At 44.9% G+C, this 19,815-nt stretch carries 14 protein-coding genes, 1 pseudogene and 1 other annotated feature; of the genes and pseudogenes, 11 read left to right on the top strand and 4 right to left on the bottom strand.

Going from position 1 to position 19,815, the window contains the following annotated elements; all coding sequences use genetic code 11:
• From ACO59Y_RS07180 to cydC, 6 genes and pseudogenes are all read left to right on the top strand, one after another.
• Positions 1-238 (top strand): annotated as a pseudogene (locus ACO59Y_RS07180) (NADP-dependent phosphogluconate dehydrogenase); the annotation flags it as partial.
• 238 nt (positions 239-476) lie between these two features.
• A complete protein-coding gene (gene gyrB, locus ACO59Y_RS07175) occupies positions 477-2,897 on the top strand; it encodes a DNA topoisomerase (ATP-hydrolyzing) subunit B (RefSeq protein WP_486131927.1) in 2,421 nt (806 codons plus the stop codon).
• Positions 2,898-2,973: 76 nt separating this feature from the next.
• On the top strand, positions 2,974-3,249 hold the full coding sequence (locus ACO59Y_RS07170) for a HigA family addiction module antitoxin (protein WP_373603549.1): 276 nt from the start codon (positions 2,974-2,976) through the stop codon (positions 3,247-3,249).
• 168 nt (positions 3,250-3,417) lie between these two features.
• Positions 3,418-5,856 (top strand): TonB-dependent hemoglobin/transferrin/lactoferrin family receptor, encoded by a 2,439-nt coding sequence (locus tag ACO59Y_RS07165; protein ID WP_486131925.1) that lies wholly within the window; start codon positions 3,418-3,420, stop codon positions 5,854-5,856.
• 144 nt (positions 5,857-6,000) lie between these two features.
• Positions 6,001-7,746, top strand: a complete 1,746-nt coding sequence (locus ACO59Y_RS07160) for an ABC transporter ATP-binding protein/permease (protein WP_486131923.1) — start codon at positions 6,001-6,003, stop codon at positions 7,744-7,746.
• The gene (gene cydC / locus ACO59Y_RS07155; protein ID WP_486131921.1) at positions 7,739-9,397 is read left to right on the top strand and encodes a thiol reductant ABC exporter subunit CydC; all 1,659 of its coding nucleotides are present in this window, start codon (positions 7,739-7,741) and stop codon (positions 9,395-9,397) included. The genes ACO59Y_RS07160 and cydC overlap by 8 nt, the downstream gene beginning before the upstream one ends.
• Before the next feature lie 248 nt (positions 9,398-9,645).
• Here the strand turns inward: cydC and proS are convergent, their stop codons facing one another.
• Both proS and ACO59Y_RS07145 read right to left on the bottom strand, forming a co-directional pair.
• Positions 9,646-11,361, bottom strand: a complete 1,716-nt coding sequence (gene proS / locus ACO59Y_RS07150) for a proline--tRNA ligase (protein ID WP_486131919.1) — start codon at positions 11,359-11,361, stop codon at positions 9,646-9,648.
• Positions 11,362-11,455: 94 nt separating this feature from the next.
• Complete coding sequence (locus tag ACO59Y_RS07145; protein ID WP_486131918.1) at positions 11,456-12,505, bottom strand: extracellular solute-binding protein; 1,050 nt, start codon at positions 12,503-12,505, stop codon at positions 11,456-11,458.
• A gap of 290 nt (positions 12,506-12,795) precedes the next feature.
• On the opposite strand from ACO59Y_RS07145, the gene ACO59Y_RS07140 reads away from it, so the two are divergent.
• Entirely contained in the window at positions 12,796-14,091 is a 1,296-nt protein-coding gene (locus tag ACO59Y_RS07140; RefSeq protein ID WP_486131916.1) for an NAD(P)/FAD-dependent oxidoreductase, read from the top strand.
• Positions 14,092-14,183: 92 nt separating this feature from the next.
• Here the strand turns inward: ACO59Y_RS07140 and ACO59Y_RS07135 are convergent, their stop codons facing one another.
• Positions 14,184-15,713, bottom strand: coding sequence for a YifB family Mg chelatase-like AAA ATPase (locus ACO59Y_RS07135; RefSeq protein ID WP_486131914.1), 1,530 nt, complete (start codon positions 15,711-15,713; stop codon positions 14,184-14,186).
• 112 nt (positions 15,714-15,825) lie between these two features.
• Positions 15,826-16,440 carry a ribosome biogenesis GTP-binding protein YihA/YsxC gene (yihA, locus tag ACO59Y_RS07130; protein ID WP_373603557.1) on the bottom strand — a complete coding sequence of 205 codons (615 nt, stop codon included), beginning with the start codon at positions 16,438-16,440 and terminating at the stop codon, positions 15,826-15,828.
• 275 nt (positions 16,441-16,715) lie between these two features.
• Here yihA and tal point away from each other — a divergent pair, with 275 nt between their 5' ends.
• The 4 genes from tal to ACO59Y_RS07110 all read left to right on the top strand — a co-directional run.
• A complete protein-coding gene (tal, locus tag ACO59Y_RS07125; RefSeq protein ID WP_486131911.1) occupies positions 16,716-17,669 on the top strand; it encodes a transaldolase in 954 nt (317 codons plus the stop codon).
• A 187-nt stretch (positions 17,670-17,856) separates the two neighbouring features.
• On the top strand, positions 17,857-17,988 hold the full coding sequence (locus tag ACO59Y_RS07120) for a hypothetical protein (RefSeq protein WP_373603559.1): 132 nt from the start codon (positions 17,857-17,859) through the stop codon (positions 17,986-17,988).
• 156 nt (positions 17,989-18,144) lie between these two features.
• Positions 18,145-18,272, top strand: a sequence feature (His leader region).
• A gap of 31 nt (positions 18,273-18,303) precedes the next feature.
• Positions 18,304-19,203, top strand: a complete 900-nt coding sequence (gene hisG / locus ACO59Y_RS07115; RefSeq protein WP_486131909.1) for an ATP phosphoribosyltransferase — start codon at positions 18,304-18,306, stop codon at positions 19,201-19,203.
• 75 nt (positions 19,204-19,278) lie between these two features.
• On the top strand, positions 19,279-19,815 hold a 537-nt coding region (locus ACO59Y_RS07110; RefSeq protein ID WP_486131907.1), incomplete at its 3' end, for a histidinol dehydrogenase.

Below are 19,815 nucleotides of genomic sequence, written 5' to 3'. Positions count from 1 at the left end.
GCGCAAAGTGGTGGCGAGATCCATTCAAGTGGGTATTCCAATGCCATGTATGGCGGCTGCGATTACCTTCTTAGACGGTTACACTTCCGCCCGCTTGCCGGCAAATCTGTTGCAAGCGCAGCGTGACTACTTCGGCGCGCACACTTACGAACGCACCGACAAACCACGTGGCGAATTCTTCCACACCAATTGGACAGGGCGCGGCGGTAATACCGCATCCACCACGTATGATGTGTAATTTGTAAAACATGCTGTAAATGGACCGCACTTTTGCGCGAAGGTGCGGTCATTTTTTTTCAAAATTATGCATAATTTCCGCTTTATCGAACACCCTAAATAGCACCGCATTGGAGCCGCTTTCAATGCGGTGCTATTTAGAGAGTTCTGAATATTACTTAGCTTTTATTCCGTCGCCACCGCGCTGATTTTTTGCTATAATCGCGCACAATTTTTATTTACAAAAAACGAGAAAATTTATGTCAGAAACGACCAACGATAACTATGGTGCATCGAGCATTAAAGTATTGAAAGGACTTGATGCGGTGCGTAAACGTCCGGGCATGTATATCGGCGATACCGATGACGGCACCGGCTTGCACCATATGGTGTTTGAGGTGGTGGATAACGCCATTGATGAAGCCTTGGCAGGTTATTGCTCCGATATTATCGTCACTATTCATGACGATAATTCTGTCTCCGTGCAGGACGACGGTCGCGGCATTCCGGTGGATATTCATCCGGAAGAAGGCGTTTCTGCAGCGGAAGTGATTATGACCGTGCTTCACGCCGGCGGTAAATTCGACGACAATTCTTATAAAGTATCGGGCGGTTTGCACGGCGTGGGTGTGTCGGTGGTGAATGCGCTTTCCGATAAATTACAGCTGACGATTCGTCGCCAAGGTCATGTGCATGAGCAGTTCTACCATTTAGGTGAGCCGCAAGCGCCACTGACGATTATCGGCGAAACTACTGCAACCGGTACTACCGTGCGTTTCTGGCCAAGTTCGGATATTTTTGCCATCACCACTTTTGATTACAAAATTTTGGCAAAACGCTTGCGTGAACTGTCTTTCTTAAACTCCGGCGTATCTATTCGTTTAATTGATAAACGCGATGGCACGGAAGATCATTTCCACTATGAAGGCGGAATTCAAGCCTTCGTGGAATATTTGAATAAAAACAAAAACCCGATTCACCCGAAACCGTTCTATTTTTCGGCGGAAAAAGACGGCATCGGTGTGGAAGTGGCGTTGCAATGGAATGACGGCGTGAACGAAAATGTTTACTGCTTCACCAACAACATTCCGCAACGCGACGGCGGGACGCACTTAGCCGGCTTTCGCGGTGCGCTGACCCGTAGCTTAAACAGCTATATGGAAAACGAAGGTTTGCTAAAAAAAGAAAAAGTCAGCACCTCGGGCGATGACGCGCGCGAAGGTTTGGTGGCGGTGATTTCGGTAAAAGTGCCGGATCCGAAATTCTCTTCGCAAACCAAAGACAAATTGGTGTCTTCCGAAGTGAAAAGCGCGGTGGAATCAGCGATGAATGAGAAGATGCAGGAATATTTATTAGAAAATCCGGCAGACGCGAAAATCATCGTAAACCAAATTATTATGGCGGCGCGTGCTAGAGAAGCGGCGCGTAAGGCGCGCGAAATGACCCGTCGTAAAGGTGCATTAGATATTGCCGGCCTTCCGGGCAAACTGGCTGACTGCCAAGAAAAAGACCCGGCACTTTCCGAACTTTACTTGGTGGAGGGTGACTCCGCGGGCGGTTCGGCAAAAGTGGGGCGTGATCGTAAAACTCAAGCGATTCTGCCGTTGAAAGGGAAAATCTTAAACGTGGAAAAAGCACGTTTCGACAAGATGCTGTCTTCGCAAGAAGTGGGTACATTAATTACTGCACTGGGCTGTGGTATTGGTCGCGACGAATACAATCCGGACAAATTGCGTTATCACCACATCATCATCATGACCGATGCGGACGTGGACGGCTCGCACATTCGTACGCTTTTATTAACTTTCTTCTATCGTCAAATGCCGGAGTTGATTGAGCGCGGTTATGTGTATATTGCTCAGCCGCCACTTTACAAAGTGAAAAAAGGCAAACAAGAGCGTTACATTAAAGATGCAGACGAAATGGAGCAATATGAATTAACCCTTGCTCTTGATGGCGCGGAATTGCATATCAGCGAAAGCGCACCGGCAATGAATGCTTTAGTGTTTGAAAAATTAGTGGCGGAGTTCAATGCGGTGCTGAAATTGATCGGTCGTTTAAGCCGTCATTACCCAACGCCGGTGATGCAAGGTTTAATTTATCAAGCACCGCTTTCGGTAGAGATGATGAAAGATCAAAGTGCGGTTGAAAATTGGGGAAAATCTTTCGTAGAACAACTGGAAGCAAAAGAAACCGAAGCGCATCAATATTCTGTTCGCACCCAATTCAATGCGGAACGCCAAGTGCATGAAGCGGTAATCACCGTGCGTAAACATGGTATCGACAACGATTATTTCATCAACTTTGATTTCGTCAGTGGTAACGAATACGCCAAAATCGTCTCACTCAATAAGCAATTAAACGGTTTGTTGGAAGAAGGTGCATACGTCACCCGCGGAGAAAAAGTACAGCCGGTTCGCACCTTTGAACAAGCGGTAGAATGGCTCGTAAAAGAATCCCGTCGCGGCTTGGAAATCCAACGTTATAAAGGATTAGGCGAAATGAATGCCGACCAACTTTGGGAAACCACCATGGATCCAAATGCCCGCCGTATGTTGAAAGTGTCCATTAAAGATGCCGTTGCCGCCGATCAATTATTCACCACCTTAATGGGTGATGAAGTAGAACCACGCCGCGAGTTTATCGAGCTTAATGCATTGAGAGCGAATTTAGATATTTAATCTAAAAATTCGGTAAGAAATGACCGCACTTTGGGCTATAAAACGAAGTGCGGCTTTTTATCATTAGGAGGATGAAATGAGAATGCACAATCCACCGCATCCGGGTTTATTATTAAAAGAATATCTTGAAGGCTATAAAATCACAGATGTGGCAAAACGTTTAGGTGTAAGTCGTGTAACGCTTTCTCGTATTTTAAATGGAAAAGCGGCAATCACACCTGAAATGGCATTACGTTTTAGCCGGTTATTAACGAATACAACACCAAATTTGTGGTTGAATATGCAAAATAATTACGATTTATGGCAAGTTGAACAGAACCAACATTTTTCCATTTCGCCATTATTTGCTTAGTAAAAATAATGGCAAGAAATGACCGTACTTTACCCCTAATTAGGTAGCTAAAGTGAGGTCTTTTTTTTGATAAAAATCACAAAATAAAAATAATTCTCAATTATATCTATTCTAATATAAATTAATTTTTTATAATTCGCCCGCTTAATTAATCTAAGGAAAGTCGTAATGAAACAAAATAAACTACTGGGTACAGCCTACAGCCTATTGGCTATAACTACGGGTTTGTCAAGTGTAAATTTAGCGTGGGCTGAAGATCAATTAAATGAAATCAAAGTTGAATCTTCTGCGCCGGAAAATGATAAACCTTCCGTCGTTCGGAAAACCAATCGGGATATTCAACGAGAACTGATCAGGGACACAAGAGACCTGGTGAAATACACGACAGATGTCGGTATTGCGGATAACGGTCGCCGTTTAAAAGGGTTTTCCATGCGTGGTGTGGAAGGCAATCGCGTAGGTATTAGTGTCGATGGCGTATCGTTACCGGATTTTGAGGAAAATTCATTGTATGCCCGTTACGGCAATTTCAATAATTCCCGTTTGAGTATTGATTCTGAAATGGTGAAAAGCATTGATATTGTCAAAGGTTCTGATTCTGTCAATATGGGGAGCGGTTATTTGGGCGGCGGCGTGAATTATCGCACGATGAACGCAGAAGATTTAGTTTTCCCGGGAAATTCAGTAGGCGGTTTGTTACGTTCTGGTTACGCCGGTAAAAATCGTGAATGGGTAAATACGGCGGGCATTGGCGCAACAAATGAACATTTTGATGTGGTATTAATGTATTCCCATCGTCGTGGACATGAATTTAAAAGTGCAGGTGGCGATATTACGCTTCGTCCTAGAAACAGATGGGATTCCGCTTATGATATTGCCAGACGTGCCGAGATCGGTGAAGCGCGTATTCATCCAGATCCGTCCAATCATCGAAACCACAGCTATTTAGCCAAATTAACCTGGAAAATTAATCCGCAGCATAAAGTGGGTGTTTCCGTTAATGGCCAACGTGGAAAGCGTTATACCTGGGAATATTCTTATGCGATGAATACTAGTTGGCGTGAGGCGGATGATTATGAAAGACGCTTTAACGGTAATCTGTTCTATGAATGGAAAGCGGAGAATAATCCCGTTATCGGTTTAGTTCGTACCGATTTTGACTATCAAAAAATTGAAAATGGCGCGATAAATTATAAAGGAGATTATGAAAATATCGGTTCATGGCGCAATCCTAATTATGTGAAAGGCTCGTTGTTTCATGTGGATAACCGCAACATGAAAACCGAATATAAACGGGCGACATTAAGAATTGATTCGCAGCCGTTTACCCTGATTGGCGGGGAACATCTCTTGTCGTTTAGAACCTATATTGCGCAACGTGATTTTAAAAATATCAATAATGATAAGGTATTAAATCCAAACGGTTCGGTGAGTAGCGAGCGTATTTATACGATTCAGCGTCCGGTAAAAACTGCTCAATACGGCTTTAGTTTAAAAAATGATACATTTTGGAATGAGATTTTTTCGTCATTTATCGGTGTTCGTTACGATCATGAAAAATTAAAACCGCAGCCTTATGAAGATGGTGTTCCTTGTACACCGGCTTGTTTGCGGGCGGAAGAGCGGAACAAACCGAAAGACACGACTTTTGTTAATTGGAACGGCTTTATCGGGCTTGATGCACAGGTTAACCCAACTTGGAAAGTAGGCTATCAATTAGGCACAGGCTATCGTGTGCCGACCGCAACGGAAGTCTTTTTCACTTATGATAATCCGGCCGGTAACTGGAAAGCGAATCCAAATTTAAAAGCAGAACGCAGTATCAGTCACACCTTATATACACAGGCTAAGCATGATCTAGGTACACTGGATGCGAATGTATATTACACCAAATATCGCAATTTCTTATTTGAACAAGAAACCACCGATATGTATTTCAACCCTCAATGTTCAGATCTTTATGATGGCCTTTACTGCCATAAATGGAGCCCTGCACCATTCCAACAAATGGTTAATTTAGACAGCGCCCGTATTTATGGTTTGGAAGTCAAAGGCAGTTTGAACTTAAATGAAGTCACACCGTTGCCGGAAGGGTTTAAATTGTCCGGTGCGATTGGTTACGCCAAGGGTAAGCTCTCAAACAATGACAGCCTGCTTTCTATTCAACCGCTTAAGTTAGTTTTTGGTTTGGATTATGAGGAACCGAATGAAAAATGGGGGATCTTTTCCCGCTTAACTTATCAACGGGGTAAAAAAGGCGGCGACGCAAAAATTACCGAAAGAGACAGCGTATGTACGCAAAATAACTGGTTCACTGATCTTTGCGAACGATGGGATGAAGTAGTAACACACCGAGAATACCGTTGGTTAAATAAATCCTATTGGGTCTTTGATATGTTTGGTTACTACCGTCCGGTTAAAAATGTGACGTTGCGTGCCGGTGTATATAACCTCTTTGATAAAAAATACCATACTTGGGACAGCTTACGCGGCATTAACTACCGCAGCACGATTAATACGGTAGATTATCGCTATGGCAACCAAGGCTTAGAACGTTTCTATGCACCGGGCCGTAATTTCTCGGCATCTATAGAAATCCGATTCTAATTAGACTTGCGTTACAGCACCGCATTGGAACCTGCTCCAATGCGGTGCTATTTCGAGAGTGCAATATCTGCTTTGTTGCAATGACATGATTTTGCAAAAGTACGCATTTAACGCGTACTTCTTTTTATTTCAGGAGTAATCAATATGATGATCGACAAACGTCTCATCAACACTGTTGCCGACAGCAAAAAATGGATTGCGCGCACGGTGCTATGGAATTGGCTGGCGTTGGTAGGCGGTATCGTGAGTGCGGTGGCGTTTGCTTATGTGTTGCAAGCCGCGTTTTTGCGTGAACTGACAGCGTCAAGTGCGGTCGGTTTTGGGGGGATTTTAATTGCCGCTCTTGCCTTACGTGCCTTTGCCGGCAAGAAATCAGTGCAAGCCTCTTATTTTGCCAGCACGCGCGTGAAGCACGAATTGCGTAGTTTGATTTATCGTAAACTAGCCGGAATGCCGCTCAATCAAGTGAATCAACAATCCACCTCATCCATCATTCAAGTGGCTTCAGAAGGGGTGGAACAGTTGGAAATTTATTTTGGGCGTTACCTTCCGCAACTGTTTTACAGCCTACTTGCGCCGCTCACATTATTCTTTTTTCTCGTCTTTTTTAACGCGCCAACCGCATTAATTTTGCTTGTGTGCGTGCCGTTAATTCCTATGTCCATTATTGCGGTAAATAAAATTGCCAAAAAACTTTTGGCGAAATATTGGGCGATTTACGTAGGCTTAGGCAGCAGCTTTTTGGATAATTTACAAGGCTTGGTGACGCTCAAAATTTATCAAGACGACGGCTACAAAGCCAAACAAATGGATGCCGAAGCGGAACAATTCCGCACCATTACCATGAAAGTGCTGACCATGCAGCTTAACTCTGTGTCGCTGATGGATTTGCTCGCTTACGGCGGTGCAGCCGTCGGGATTTTGACTGCACTTTTGCAATATCAAGAGGCACAAATCAGTATTTTCGGTGTGATTTTGTTTATCTTGTTGGCTTCCGAATTTTTCATTCCGCTGCGTTTGCTCGGTTCGTTCTTCCACGTGGCGATGAACGGCAAAGCCGCTTCCGATAAGATTTTTACGCTTTTAGATACGCCGGTTGAAGCACAGCAAAGTGCGGTGGATTTTGCAGCGAAAAATAACGTTCAAGTAGAAATCAAAAATCTACATTTTGCTTATTCCGCAGAAAAACCGGCAATTCAAGGTTTGGATTTAACCATTCAACCGAATCAACTCACCGTCTTTGTGGGCAAAAGCGGTTGTGGAAAATCTACCTTGGTTTCGCTTTTAATGGGCTTTTACAAACCGCAACAAGGGGAGATTTTGTTTAACGGACAAAACGCCTTCGAGATCGATCGCACTTCCTTCTACCAAAATGTTTCGTTGGTTAGCCACAGCAGCTACGTGTTCAAAGGCTCGTTGCGCGACAATATGTTAATGGCGAAAACCGGTGCGACAGATGAGCAAATTTATCAATGTTTGGAACAAGTGAATTTAGCGAATTTTGTGCGCGAAAATGGCGGATTGGATATGCCGTTGTTAAGTCGTGGGACAAATTTATCGGGTGGACAAATTCAGCGTTTAGCCTTAGCGCGTGCGCTGTTGCATGATGCGCAAGTGTATATTTTTGACGAAGCCACCAGCAATATTGATGTGGAAAGCGAAGAAGTGATTTTGCAGTTCATCCAACAATTTAAACAACACAAAACCATTGTGATGATTTCTCACCGCTTGGCAAACGCCGTGAATGCGGATTGCATTTATGTGTTGGATAAAGGCAAATTGATTGAACAAGGTACGCATAGCGCCTTAATGGCAGAACAGGGTGCCTATGCGGAAATGTTCCAACAACAAAAATCTTTAGAACAAATCAGAGAGGTGGCACATGCGTAAGAATGGATTTTTAGTGATGTGGCAGTTGCTTGCGCTCGTTAAACCGCTCGCGCACATTATGGCGTTTACCATCACCATGGGCACGCTTGGTTTCTTGAGTGCGATTTTTATTATGGTGTTGGGCGCGATGGGATTGAGCCATCTGCTTGGTTTTGAAGGGCATTTAAATTTCACCCAAATTTTGACCGCACTTATCGCCCTTGCGGTGGCGCGTGGCATTTTGCGTTATTTGGAACAAATGTCCGGTCACTATATCGCCTTCAAATTGCTTGCGCTTTTGCGCGATAAAGTCTTTTCCGCGTTGCGTCGATTGGCGTTTGTGAAGTTGCAGGATAAACAAGCGGGGCAACTGGTTTCCCTTGTCACCAACGACATCGAATTGCTCGAAGTGTTTTACGCGCACACTATTGCGCCGATTATGATTGCGTTCTTTACGTCCGCGATTTTAGTCGCCGTGTTTGCGCATATTTCCGCGTGGTTCGCGTTGGTGGCGTTGATCGCTTATCTTTGCATTGGTGTGGTGTTGCCGATTATTACCACCAAACTCGCACGTGAAGACGGTAGAAAATACCGCGAACTGGTGGGCGAAATGAACGATTTCTTTTTAGACAGCGTACGCGGAATGAAAGAAATCCAACTCTTTGGCTATGCCAAACAACGTTTGAACGAAATCCAACAACGCAGCCAAGCCATAGACGGCGCGTTCCGTAAAATTAAAGATCAAGAAGCGAAAGTGCGTGTTTATACGGAAATTGCGGTTTCTGTATTCAACATCATTATTTTATTTACCGGATTGATTTTATTTAGTTTGGATAAATTAGATTTTGCCGGTTTTCTTGTGGGCGTGATTTTGCTGATGTCGAGCTATGGCCCGGTGATTGCCTTGAGTAATCTTTCCAGTAATCTCTTGCAAACCTTGGCTTCCGGCGAGCGCGTGCTGAGCTTATTAGCGGAACAACCGGCGTTGAAAGACGTAGAAAATGCGGTCAATTTAACGGATGTTTCTGATATTGCGGTGGAAAATCTTGATTTTGCTTACGGCGAAGAACAAATTCTTTCCGGCATTAATTTGCAGTTGGCGAAAGGACAAATTCTCGGCATTCACGGCAGAAGCGGCAGCGGCAAAAGCACCTTGTTGAAACTGTTAATGCGTTTTTACGATCCGCAACAAGGGCAAATTCGTATTAACGGCGAACCGTTGGCCAACATTAATACCGCCAGCCTGCGTGACAATATGGCGTACATCACGCAGCAAACCTATATTTTCAACGACACTATCGAAGAAAATATCCGCTTGGCGCATCGATCCGCCACGCAAGAACAAATTATCGAAGCCGCAAAACAGGCGTCTATTCATGATTTTATTATGAGCTTGCCGGAAGGCTACCAAACCAAAATGACAGAGCTTGGCGGCAATCTTTCCGATGGCGAAAAACAACGTATCGGCATCGCTCGTGCCTTCTTGCACAATGCGCCGATTATTTTGCTCGACGAACCGACCAGCAATCTCGACAGCTTAAACGAAGCCATCATTTTGCAATCTTTGCGGAATGTGAAAGCCGATAAACTCATTGTACTCGTCAGCCACCGACAATCCACCATGGCGATTTGCGATCAAGTGATTGGTATTGAAAGCGGAAGGATGTCATAGATAAGAAAGTCGGAGTGAATGGTTCAATTCTAAATCGATTCGGCTAGAGCCACGTCCGGCAAGGCTTCAATGCGGTGCTGATCGCGAACTGCGTTTTACTTTGTCGACTTTGTGTGGCCATTATTTGTTTATGATGGCTTGCTTTGAGGCCAATAAAAAAGGCGGTCATTTCTGACCGCCTCAAGAATCGGACGATGATAAACTCAAGGACTGATCTCGATATTTCGGCGAGCTCAGTCCTTTTTAATTTATGCCGCTAATTTTCCTTTCAAGAAGTCCAATAATTGTTCTTTGGCAACCATTTCTTTTGTACCGCTACGGCGGTTTTTATATTCGATTTCGCCGTTCGCGAGGTTTTTCTCACCGATAACCAGCATATGCGGCACGCCGATCAATTCCATATCTGCGAACATGACGCCCGGGCGTTCTTTACGATCATCAAAAATCACATCTATGCCTTGCGCTTGTAGAGTGAGGTAGAGTGCTTCGGCGTATTGTTGTACGGTTTCGGATTTGTGCATATTCATCGGCACGATCGCAACAGTAAACGGTGCGATTTCATCGGTCGGCCAAATAATACCGCGTTCGTCGTGATGTTGCTCTATGGCAGCGGCGACTACGCGGGTTACGCCGATACCGTAACAACCCATAGTCACTACCATCGGGCGGCCGTCTTCGCCTTGCACGGTCGCGTTCATCGCTTCGGAATATTTTTTGCCCAGTTGGAAAATATGTCCCACTTCAATCCCGCGTTTGATTAAAAGCGTGCCTTTGCCGTCCGGACTCGGATCGCCTTCTACTACATTACGAATGTCCGCCACTTTCGGCAGGGCTACATCGCGCTCCCAGTTGATATTGAAGTAGTGTTTACCGTCGATATTGGCGCCTGCGCTGAAATCGGACATTAATGCCACGCTGCGATCGATAATTACCGGAATATTTAGATTAACCGGACCGAGCGAGCCCACGCTAGCACCGATTTTTGCTTTGATTTCTGCTTCCTCGGCAAATTCGAACGGGGACGCCACTTCTTCCAGCTTTTCCGCTTTGATTTCGTTAAGTTCGTGGTCGCCGCGAATGACTAACGCGACTAACGGTTGTTCTTCGCTTGCACCTTTAACGATAAGCGTTTTGACCGTGCTTTTAATCGGTTGATTGAATTGTTCCACCAATTCTGCGATGGTTTTCGCGTTCGGAGTGTCGATAAGTTCCATCGCTTTGCTTGGCGCCGCGCGCTCGCCGATGGCTATTGCTTCAGCAAGTTCAATATTCGCTGCGTAATCGGATTCGGTGGAGAAAATTACATCATCTTCGCCGCTGTTGGCAAGCACTTGAAATTCATGGGAGGCGCTACCGCCGATAGAACCTGTGTCCGCCTGCACAGCGCGGAAATCTAAGCCTAAACGGGTGAAAATGTTGCTGTAAGTTCGGTACATCACATCGTATGTTTGTTGCAAACTTTCTTTGTCGGTATGGAAAGAATAGGCGTCTTTCATAATGAATTCGCGACTGCGCATGACGCCGAAACGCGGGCGCACTTCATCACGGAATTTGGTTTGAATATGATAAAGATTGATCGGCAATTGGCGATAAGAGCTAATTTCACGACGCATTAAATCGGTAATGGCTTCTTCGTTGGTCGGTCCGATTACAAAACCGCGTTCGCCGCGGTCGGTAAAGCGCAATAATTCCGGGCCGTATTGATCCCAACGACCGGATTCCTGCCACAATTCTGCCGGTTGCACCACCGGCATTTTGATTTCCAGCGCACCGCTTTTATCCATTTCTTCACGGATCACTTTTTCCACTTTGCGTAACACACGCCAACCGGTCGGCATCCAGTTGTAAAGCCCCGCGGCGAGGGGACGAATCATGCCTGCGCGTAACATTAATTGGTGACTGACAATCGCCGCTTCCGCCGGAGTTTCTTTTAACGTGGAGAATAAATATTGACTTGTACGCATCGATTTAACCTTAAATGCTTTAAATTGAGAAAAAAACGGCGAGAGTATAACAAAAAGTGCGGTTATTTTTAACCGCACTTTTGAGAAAGAAAAATTAATTGGTTTTCAGTTTATTCCAGTATTTTTCGTAAAGATCCACGGCCTCGCCGACATCGCCTTGCATAATGCCTTTTTCCACTTGTTCCGCTGGTGGAAAAAGGGTTGTGTCATTGGCAAGTTGCGGGCTCAATAAGGCTTTTACGCCTTCATTTGGCATAGAGAAACCCATGCGTTCTACCACCACTTTGGCGTTTTCAGGGCGAAGTAAAAAGTCAATGAATTTATGCGCATCTTCGGCATTTTTGGCCGTTCTTGGAATGGCGTAGTTATCCATCCAGAAAATTGCGCCTTCTTTTGGATACACAAACTGTAGGCTCGGGTTTTCTTTGTGCGCCAAATAGGCGGAACCGTTCCAAATCATACCGATAGCCGCTTCGCCTTGTACGTAAGGCACTTCCGGCGAGTCGGAGTTAAACGTAATCACATTTGGCAATAATTGCACCAAGCGTTCGTAAGCGGCTTTGATATCGTCTTCATGCGTCGTGTTCGGCGATTTCCCCTCTAACAATAACGCGATGTGGAACACTTCGCGTGCATCGCTGGTTAACAATACTTTGTGTTTGAATTCCGGTTTCCATAAATCCGCCCAGCTCGTAATGGTTTTCGGGTCGATGTCGTCGGAATTGACTTCAATTCCGGTTAAGCCATAAACATAAGGCAAGGAATATTTATTTTCTGGATCGAATTCTTTATTTAATAAATGCTTAGGCACTTGTTTTAAATTAGAAAGTTTACTTTTATCAAGGGGTTGTAACATATTTTCCTTGATCATTTTGTTTACATAATAGCTTGAAGGAAATACCAAGTCGTAACCTGAGCCGGTATTTTCCGTCAATTTTAATTTGGCATACATTTCTTCGTTGCTTTCAAAGGTGGAATAAATTACTTCCACGCCGGTTTCTTTGGTGAATTGGGCAACAAGATCAGAAGGCACATAGTCCGTCCAGTTATAGACATAGAGTTTGTTGGCGAAGGCGGATGTCGCAAAAAGTATAACGCCGGAAAGGAGAATTTTTTTGATGGAACGAACAAAGGATTTTTTCAATTTATTGACCTCCGAAGGGAAATAAACCTAATAGGAACAGACGTTTCCACAATATTTCGCCTGCCGTTACGGAGGGGAAGGATTTCAATGCGGTGCTGATCGGTACTTCCGTTGCCATTCCCGCCACTGTTCTGCGACGGTTAGCCCCAAACGGAGGCGTGAAAATTGTGAATTAAGCCAAGTAAACGCGCAAAATTTACGCGCGCGGCAGTATAGCATTTTTTCTAAAGAGTTTGACATATTTCCCGGGCGGGGTAAGATTTCGCCGATTTTTTTCAACGGACTTTTTTATGCTGACTTTCGCCCATCAAGAACATATTCCTTCCTATTATTTTGATTCTCGCAATCAAGACTTCCAATTGCCTGCTTTAAGTCAAATTGAACAAGCTGACGTATGCGTAATTGGCGCCGGCTTTTTTGGGCTATCCGCCGCCTTAGAACTGGCTGAAAAAGGTAAAAAAGTGATTGTATTGGAGGGCGCACGCGTAGGTTTCGGCGCCTCCGGACGAAGCGGCGGGCAAGCGATTAACGGCTTTGAAGAAGGTATTGACGAATACATTAAACAAGTGGGCTTCGACAAAGCGCACAAGCTGTGGGAAATGTCTTTGGAAGCCATTGACATTATCGACGAACGCATTGCCAAATACAGCATTCAATGCGATTGGAAAAAAGGCTATGCCACCTTGGCGTTAAACGATCGTCGCATGGATGATTTGATTGAAATGGAAAAAGCCAGCCACGAAAATTTCGGCTATCAAAATATGCAGCTTTGGGATAAAGCGCAATTAAAACGACATCTTGGCAGCGATATTTATGTGGGTGGCTTGTACGATAGTAATTCGGGCCATTTGCATCCGCTCAATTATTGCCTTGGTTTGGCGAAAGCCTGCCTTAATCTGGGTGTGCAGATTTTCGAACAATCGCCGGTGGTAGATTTAATTGAGAAAAACGGCGCGGTAGAAGTAAAAACCGACCGCAGTGCGGTTATCGCGCAAGACGTCATTTTGGCGGTCAATGCCTATATCGATGTTTTGCCGAAGTCCATTCATCATGGCATTAATCGTAAAATTCTGCCGGTAGAAAGTTTTATTATCGCGACTGAACCTTTGAGCCAAACGGTGGCGGATTCGCTGATTAACAACGGCATGTCGGTGTGCGACAACAATTTATTGCTCGATTATTATCGTTTAAGCGCGGATAATCGCCTGCTTTTTGGCAGTGATTCCAGTTCGGAAAAAGACATGATCGCCGTTATGCGGCGAAATATGCTGCATGTTTTCCCACAACTGGAAGACGTGAAAATTGATTACGGCTGGGCGGGACCGATTGATATGACGATGAATTCCACTCCGCATTTCGGTCGTATTTCTCCACACATTTATTTCACACAAGGTTATTCCGGACATGGCGTGGCGCTCACCGGGCTGGCCGGTCGCATCGTGGCGGAAGCGATTTTGGGTGATGATCAACGCTTGCGAATTTTTGAAGGACTGAAAGTTCCGTCGGTGTATGGTGGGAAAATCGTGAAGAATTTAGCGACTAAAATCGGCGTGCAATATTACAAATTTTTAGATCGATTTCGTTAAAAATTCTCTGCAACTAACACGCAAAATAGCACCGCATTGGAATTGCTTTCAATGCGGTGCTATTTTGACATCATAACGGTTATCCGTACTGCTCACATATTCGCCAGCTTCTGTAATAATCGATCCATTGCGCGATATCCCAGCGCCTCCGCCAAGTGCGGTTGACCGATTTGGGTTTCGCCGTTGAGATCGGCAATCGTGCGCGAAACTTTCAAAATTCGATGATAAGCGCGCACGGAAAGGCCAAGCTTGTTGAGTGCCTTTTCCAAAAATAACGCATCTTTTTCATTTAATTTACAATCACGATCAATTTCTTTGCCGGTTAAATAAGCATTGATTTTTCCCGCCCTTACCAGTTGAATTTCGCGTACTTTTAATACTTTTTCTCGTACTTGCTCGCTGGTTTCGCCGCGATCACCGGAATTTTGTAAACTGCCTTGCGGCAATAACGGCACTTCGATGGAGAGATCGAAGCGATCTAAAAACGGCCCCGATAAACGATTCAAATAACGCATGACTTGTTGTGGCGAAGTGCGGTTGTGCGTGCCGGTGTAATGTCCGGTCGGACTCGGATTCATTGCCGCGACTAATTGAAAACGCGCAGGAAATTGAATCTTCGCATTGGCACGTGAAATGATGATTTCACCGCTTTCTAACGGTTGGCGCAGCGCATCCAAGACTTTGCGTTCAAATTCCGGCAATTCGTCAAGAAAAAGTACGCCGTTGGTGGCGAGAGAAATTTCGCCGGGTTTCGGAATGGTTCCGCCGCCCACGAGAGCCGGCATAGAGGCACTGTGATGCGGTGCTCTAAAGGGACGTTGTTTCCAGTTCTGAAAATTCAATTCGTTTTGCACCAAGCTGGTGACGGAGGCGGTTTCTATCGCTTCTTGATCGCTCATTTCCGGTAAAAGCCCGGTCAATCGGCTTGCCAACATGGTTTTGCCGGTACCTGGCGGGCCTAGAAATAACAGATTATGCTGTCCTGCGGCGGCAATGGTTAGCGCCCGTTTGGCGTGTTGCTGCCCGATAATATCGGTTAAATCAAGCGGATTCTTGCCAGGAAAATCAATTACATCTTCTTGCGTTAAATCGGAGGCGAGAGGCAATCTCATCTGATTGTTGAGAAACTGCACCACATCTAACAAGGTTTGTGCAAAATAAGTATTTTGTTCGGAGACTAACGAAGCCTCATTCGCGTTCTGCTTGGCGATGATCAGTTCGCGTTTTGATTTTTGTGCCGCCAGAATGGCCGGAATGACACCATGCACGCCGCGTAAATGGCCCGTCAATGCCAGTTCGCCGACAAATTCAAATTGCTTTAAACGGCTTATATCAAGTTGTTCCGAGGCAGCAAGAATGCCTAGTGCAATGGGCAAATCGAATCGTCCGCCTTCTTTTGGCAAATCCGCCGGTGCCAGATTAACGGTAATGCGTTTGGCCGGATATTTGAATTGTGCGTTCATTAACGCGCTGCGTACCCGATCTTGCGCTTCTTTTACCGTTTTTTCCGGCAATCCGACAAGCGTAAAACCCGGTTTGCCGTTGCTCAAATGAACTTCTATGGTGACGAGCGGTGCTTGCACGCCCATGGAGGCGCGGCTGTAAATAATAGCGAGGGACATAATATCCTTAACATACATTAAACTTAAAAAAGTTTTCGCACGATAAAAAAAGCGTCTGACGAAATCATTCATCAGACGCTTTTTTTGCGATCCGGCTCGCAAAGTACAGATTTTACTCGACAAAAACCGGCGAAAACCATTCGTCTAATTTGGCCGCGAGTTTGTCGATGCCGATTTTATTTTGCGCTGAAAAGGCTTCTGTTTGAATATCACCTTGGAACGGCAAAATGGCTTCACGCACCATTTTAACTTGCTTAGCTCTTGCACTTTGGCTCAACTTGTCCGCTTTGGTCAGTAATAACAACACCGGCAAATCGGCGGAAACCGCCCATTCAATCAGTTGTTGGTCGAGATCTTTTAACGGATGACGAATATCCATCAACACCACGAGCCCTGCCAAACATTCGCGTTTTTGCAAATATTCGCCGAGAGATTTTTGCCATTGGCGCTTCATTTGTTCCGGCACGGCGGCATAGCCATAACCCGGCAAATCCACCAATTTACAGTTCGGCTCCACTTCAAACAAATTGATTAACTGCGTGCGCCCTGGCGTTTTGGAAGTACGGGCAAGGCTTTTTTGGTTGGTCAGCGCGTTCAATGCGGTGGACTTTCCCGCATTGGAACGACCGGCAAAGGCGATTTCAATGCCCGTATCACTGGGAATCGCATGGATATTCGGTGAACTGGTTAGAAAATGCGTTTTGTGGTAATTCAATTTGACAGGCATAAAAATTCCTTATTACTTATTGATAGTGCCATTGCGCTCGAAAATTGCCGCGTAGCATAGCATAGATTGTTTTTTGGTGCGGCAAAACTTTCCAATGCGGTGCTGTTTTTGATTGTCACTTTATTTGCTAAACCGGTTGCCGTCGACCATAGTGATTGGAAAATAAAAAGTTAATGTGTCGTTAAAAACTATCGGTAATATTCGCGTTTCTCACTATCACTTCAAATCTGAATTATGATATCGTAGCGCCCATCAATCGAGACAAGGAGCACACAATGACAACTCAATTAGATTCACTTCGCAGCATGACCGTGGTAGTGGCCGATACCGGCGATATCGAAGCGATCAAAAAATACCAACCGCAAGATGCGACGACCAATCCTTCATTAATTTTAAGCGCGTCCGCACTGCCACAATATGCTCCGTTGATTGACGAAGCGATCGCTTACGCGAAAGCGCAAAGCGCGGATAAAGCGCAACAACTGGTTGATGCGGAAGATAAATTGGCGGTAAATATCGGCTTGGAAATTTTAAAAATTGTGCCGGGACGTATTTCCACCGAAGTGGACGCGCGTCTTTCTTACGACACTCAAGCGACGGTAGAGAAAGCGCGTAAACTTATCGCGCTTTACAATGCAGCGGGCATTTCAAACGAGCGTATTTTGATTAAAATTGCGTCCACTTGGCAAGGTATCCGTGCGGCGGAAATTCTGGAAAAAGAAGGCATTAATTGTAACTTGACTTTATTATTCTCCGAAGCTCAAGCACGTGCGTGCGCGGAAGCGGGCGTGTACTTAATTTCGCCGTTCGTAGGGCGTATTTTGGACTGGTACAAAGCCAATTCCGACAAAAAAGAGTATGCGCCGTCAGAAGATCCGGGTGTAATTTCGGTGACTAAAATTTATAATTACTACAAGGCACACGGCTATAATACCGTCGTGATGGGGGCAAGTTTCCGCAATGTTGGTGAAATCGTTGAGCTTGCCGGTTGTGACCGCTTAACCATTGCGCCGACTTTGTTAAAAGCGTTACAAGAAAACTCGACCGCATTGGTTCGTAAACTTGACTATCAAGGCGAGCTGAAAGCCAAGCCACAACCATTGAGCGAAGCAGAGTTTTATTGGCAGCACAACAGCGATCCGATGGCTGTTGAAAAACTGGCCGAAGGTATTCGTAAATTCGCCATTGACCAAGAAAAATTAGAAGCGATGCTTGCGGCAAAATTATAATTTTGGTCAAATCTGCAGTGAATACGGTCGTTATTTGATGAAATAACGACCGTTTTTTATATCTCTAAGTTAGAGAAATCACTCTTTTTTAGTAGAAATCTGCATTTAATCTTGACTGGATCGCTAAATTGTTAAAGAATCTGTGTCCTATTTCGCTTTGGATTGTCGATAATTTATGCAGTTTCAAATGAATTACTTACAGTCGGACAGTGAAATCAGCACCGCATTGAAACCCATTGAGGTTATCCGTCGTGACTTGCGCAATCGTATTACGCATGAACCTGATCCGGAAGTGTCTTTTAAAAACGCAACGGAATAAAATTATAAAAAATATGGTGAAATTCACCGCATTTTTTTATACCGATTTACTTCCTCAAATTTAACAAAAAGTATTTGCAATGAGGAAGCGATTTGATTATAGTCGGGTCATTCTATTTTTAAGGAACAATATGATGAACTTAATTCGTACTAACCGCCATCACCACCGCACCTGATTATCTTTCAGGCGTGTGTGTATGGCTGGAAGATATTGTACATCTTCCGAGTAATACGACGTCATAATGATACAACCCCTCGGAAGGAAACTTTCGAGGGGTTTTGCTTTTTTAGATTTTCACAGAATGAGGGTAACAACATGACTGACAAACAACGTTTACGCATTGCCATGCAAAAGAAAGGTCGTTTAAGCAAAGACTGCGCGGAATTGCTGAGTCAATGCGGTGTTAAAATTAACTGGAATGAGCAACGCCTCATCGCATATGCGGAAAATATGCTTATTGAAATCCTGCGCGTGCGTGATGATGATATTCCCGGCTTGATTTTTGACGGTGTGGCAGATCTCGGCATTATCGGTGAAAACGTGCTTGAGGAAGAAGAATTAGGACGCTTGGCTGCCGGAGAAACAGTCGCTTATAAAAAACTGCGTCAGTTGGATTTTGGCGGTTGTCGTTTATCTCTAGCTGTCGATCGCGATCAGCAATACAACAACGTACAAGATTTCGCCAATGCCCGCATTGCCACCTCCTATCCGAATTTACTCAAACGTTATATGAAAGAACAAGGTGTGCCGTTTAAAAGCACGTTACTGAACGGCTCGGTGGAAGTTGCTCCGAGTGCCGGACTTGCCGATGCCATTTGTGATTTGGTGTCTTCCGGCGCCACCTTGGAAGCCAATGGTTTGAAAGAAGTAGAGGTGATTTACCGCTCCAAAGCCTGTTTAATTCAACGTGCAGAACCTTTAAGCAGCGATAAACAAGTCTTGGTAGATAGACTGCTCACCCGCATTCAAGGCGTGCAACAAGCCGCCGAATCCAAATACATTATGCTACACGCGCCGAAAAATAAACTCGAAGAAATTACTGCACTTTTACCTGGCGTAGAAAACCCAACGATTCTGCCGCTGGCGCATGATAATTCCAAAGTAGCCATGCACGTGGTCAGCCAAGAAAATCTGTTCTGGGAAACCATGGAACAATTGAAAGAAGTCGGAGCCAGTTCAATTTTGGTGTTACCGATTGAAAAAATGATGGAGTGATTTGTTATTTTCTTTGTGTTGCCAAAGAAAGCAACCAAAGAAAAACAACGTTAAATAAAAGGAAGGTTTTGTATTATGGAAACACTAAATTGGAATAATCTTTCTGCAACAGAGCAACAACAAGCCCTTACCCGCCCCGCGATTTCCGCTTCAAATGAGATTAAAAGTGCGGTGGAAAATATCGTTAAATTTGTGCAGCAGGATGGCGATAAGGCGTTGTTTGAACTCACGGAGAAATTCGACAAAATTAAACTTGACAGCTTGATCGTGACTCCACAACAAATTGCGGAGGTGACGGCGCGTATTCCTGAGCCGTTGAAGAAGGCGATTCAGAATGCTAAGCGCAATATCACTGCCTTTCACGACGCACAGAAACCACAGGCGGTGGATATTGAAAGCCAGCCCGGCGTGCGTTGTCAGGTGGTGACACGTCCGATTAATCGTGTCGGTTTATACATTCCCGGCGGTTCCGCACCGTTGTTTTCTACGGTGCTGATGCTTGCCATTCCGGCAAAAATCGCAGGCTGTAAGAAAATCGTGCTGTGTTCACCGCCACCAATTGCGGATGAAATTCTTTACGCTGCCAATCTGTGTGGCGTGCAAACCATTTAT

This window comes from Rodentibacter sp. (genome assembly GCF_057314195.1).
This window is presented reverse-complemented; position numbering and strand designations above follow the sequence as displayed.

What these genes read in the sequence shown, in the direction of transcription:
- yihA (WP_373603557.1), bottom strand. Translation starts at nt 16,440, where the DNA reads ATGCCTGTCAAATTGAATTACCACAAAACGCATTTTCTAACCAGTTCA.
- hisG (WP_486131909.1), top strand. Translation starts at nt 18,304, where the DNA reads ATGACTGACAAACAACGTTTACGCATTGCCATGCAAAAGAAAGGTCGT.
- tal (WP_486131911.1), top strand. Translation starts at nt 16,716, where the DNA reads ATGACAACTCAATTAGATTCACTTCGCAGCATGACCGTGGTAGTGGCC.
- ACO59Y_RS07140 (WP_486131916.1), top strand. Translation starts at nt 12,796, where the DNA reads ATGCTGACTTTCGCCCATCAAGAACATATTCCTTCCTATTATTTTGAT.
- ACO59Y_RS07160 (WP_486131923.1), top strand. Translation starts at nt 6,001, where the DNA reads ATGATGATCGACAAACGTCTCATCAACACTGTTGCCGACAGCAAAAAA.
- ACO59Y_RS07170 (WP_373603549.1), top strand. Translation starts at nt 2,974, where the DNA reads ATGAGAATGCACAATCCACCGCATCCGGGTTTATTATTAAAAGAATAT.
- gyrB (WP_486131927.1), top strand. Translation starts at nt 477, where the DNA reads ATGTCAGAAACGACCAACGATAACTATGGTGCATCGAGCATTAAAGTA.
- proS (WP_486131919.1), bottom strand. Translation starts at nt 11,361, where the DNA reads ATGCGTACAAGTCAATATTTATTCTCCACGTTAAAAGAAACTCCGGCG.
- ACO59Y_RS07120 (WP_373603559.1), top strand. Translation starts at nt 17,857, where the DNA reads ATGAATTACTTACAGTCGGACAGTGAAATCAGCACCGCATTGAAACCC.
- ACO59Y_RS07135 (WP_486131914.1), bottom strand. Translation starts at nt 15,713, where the DNA reads ATGTCCCTCGCTATTATTTACAGCCGCGCCTCCATGGGCGTGCAAGCA.
- cydC (WP_486131921.1), top strand. Translation starts at nt 7,739, where the DNA reads ATGCGTAAGAATGGATTTTTAGTGATGTGGCAGTTGCTTGCGCTCGTT.
- ACO59Y_RS07165 (WP_486131925.1), top strand. Translation starts at nt 3,418, where the DNA reads ATGAAACAAAATAAACTACTGGGTACAGCCTACAGCCTATTGGCTATA.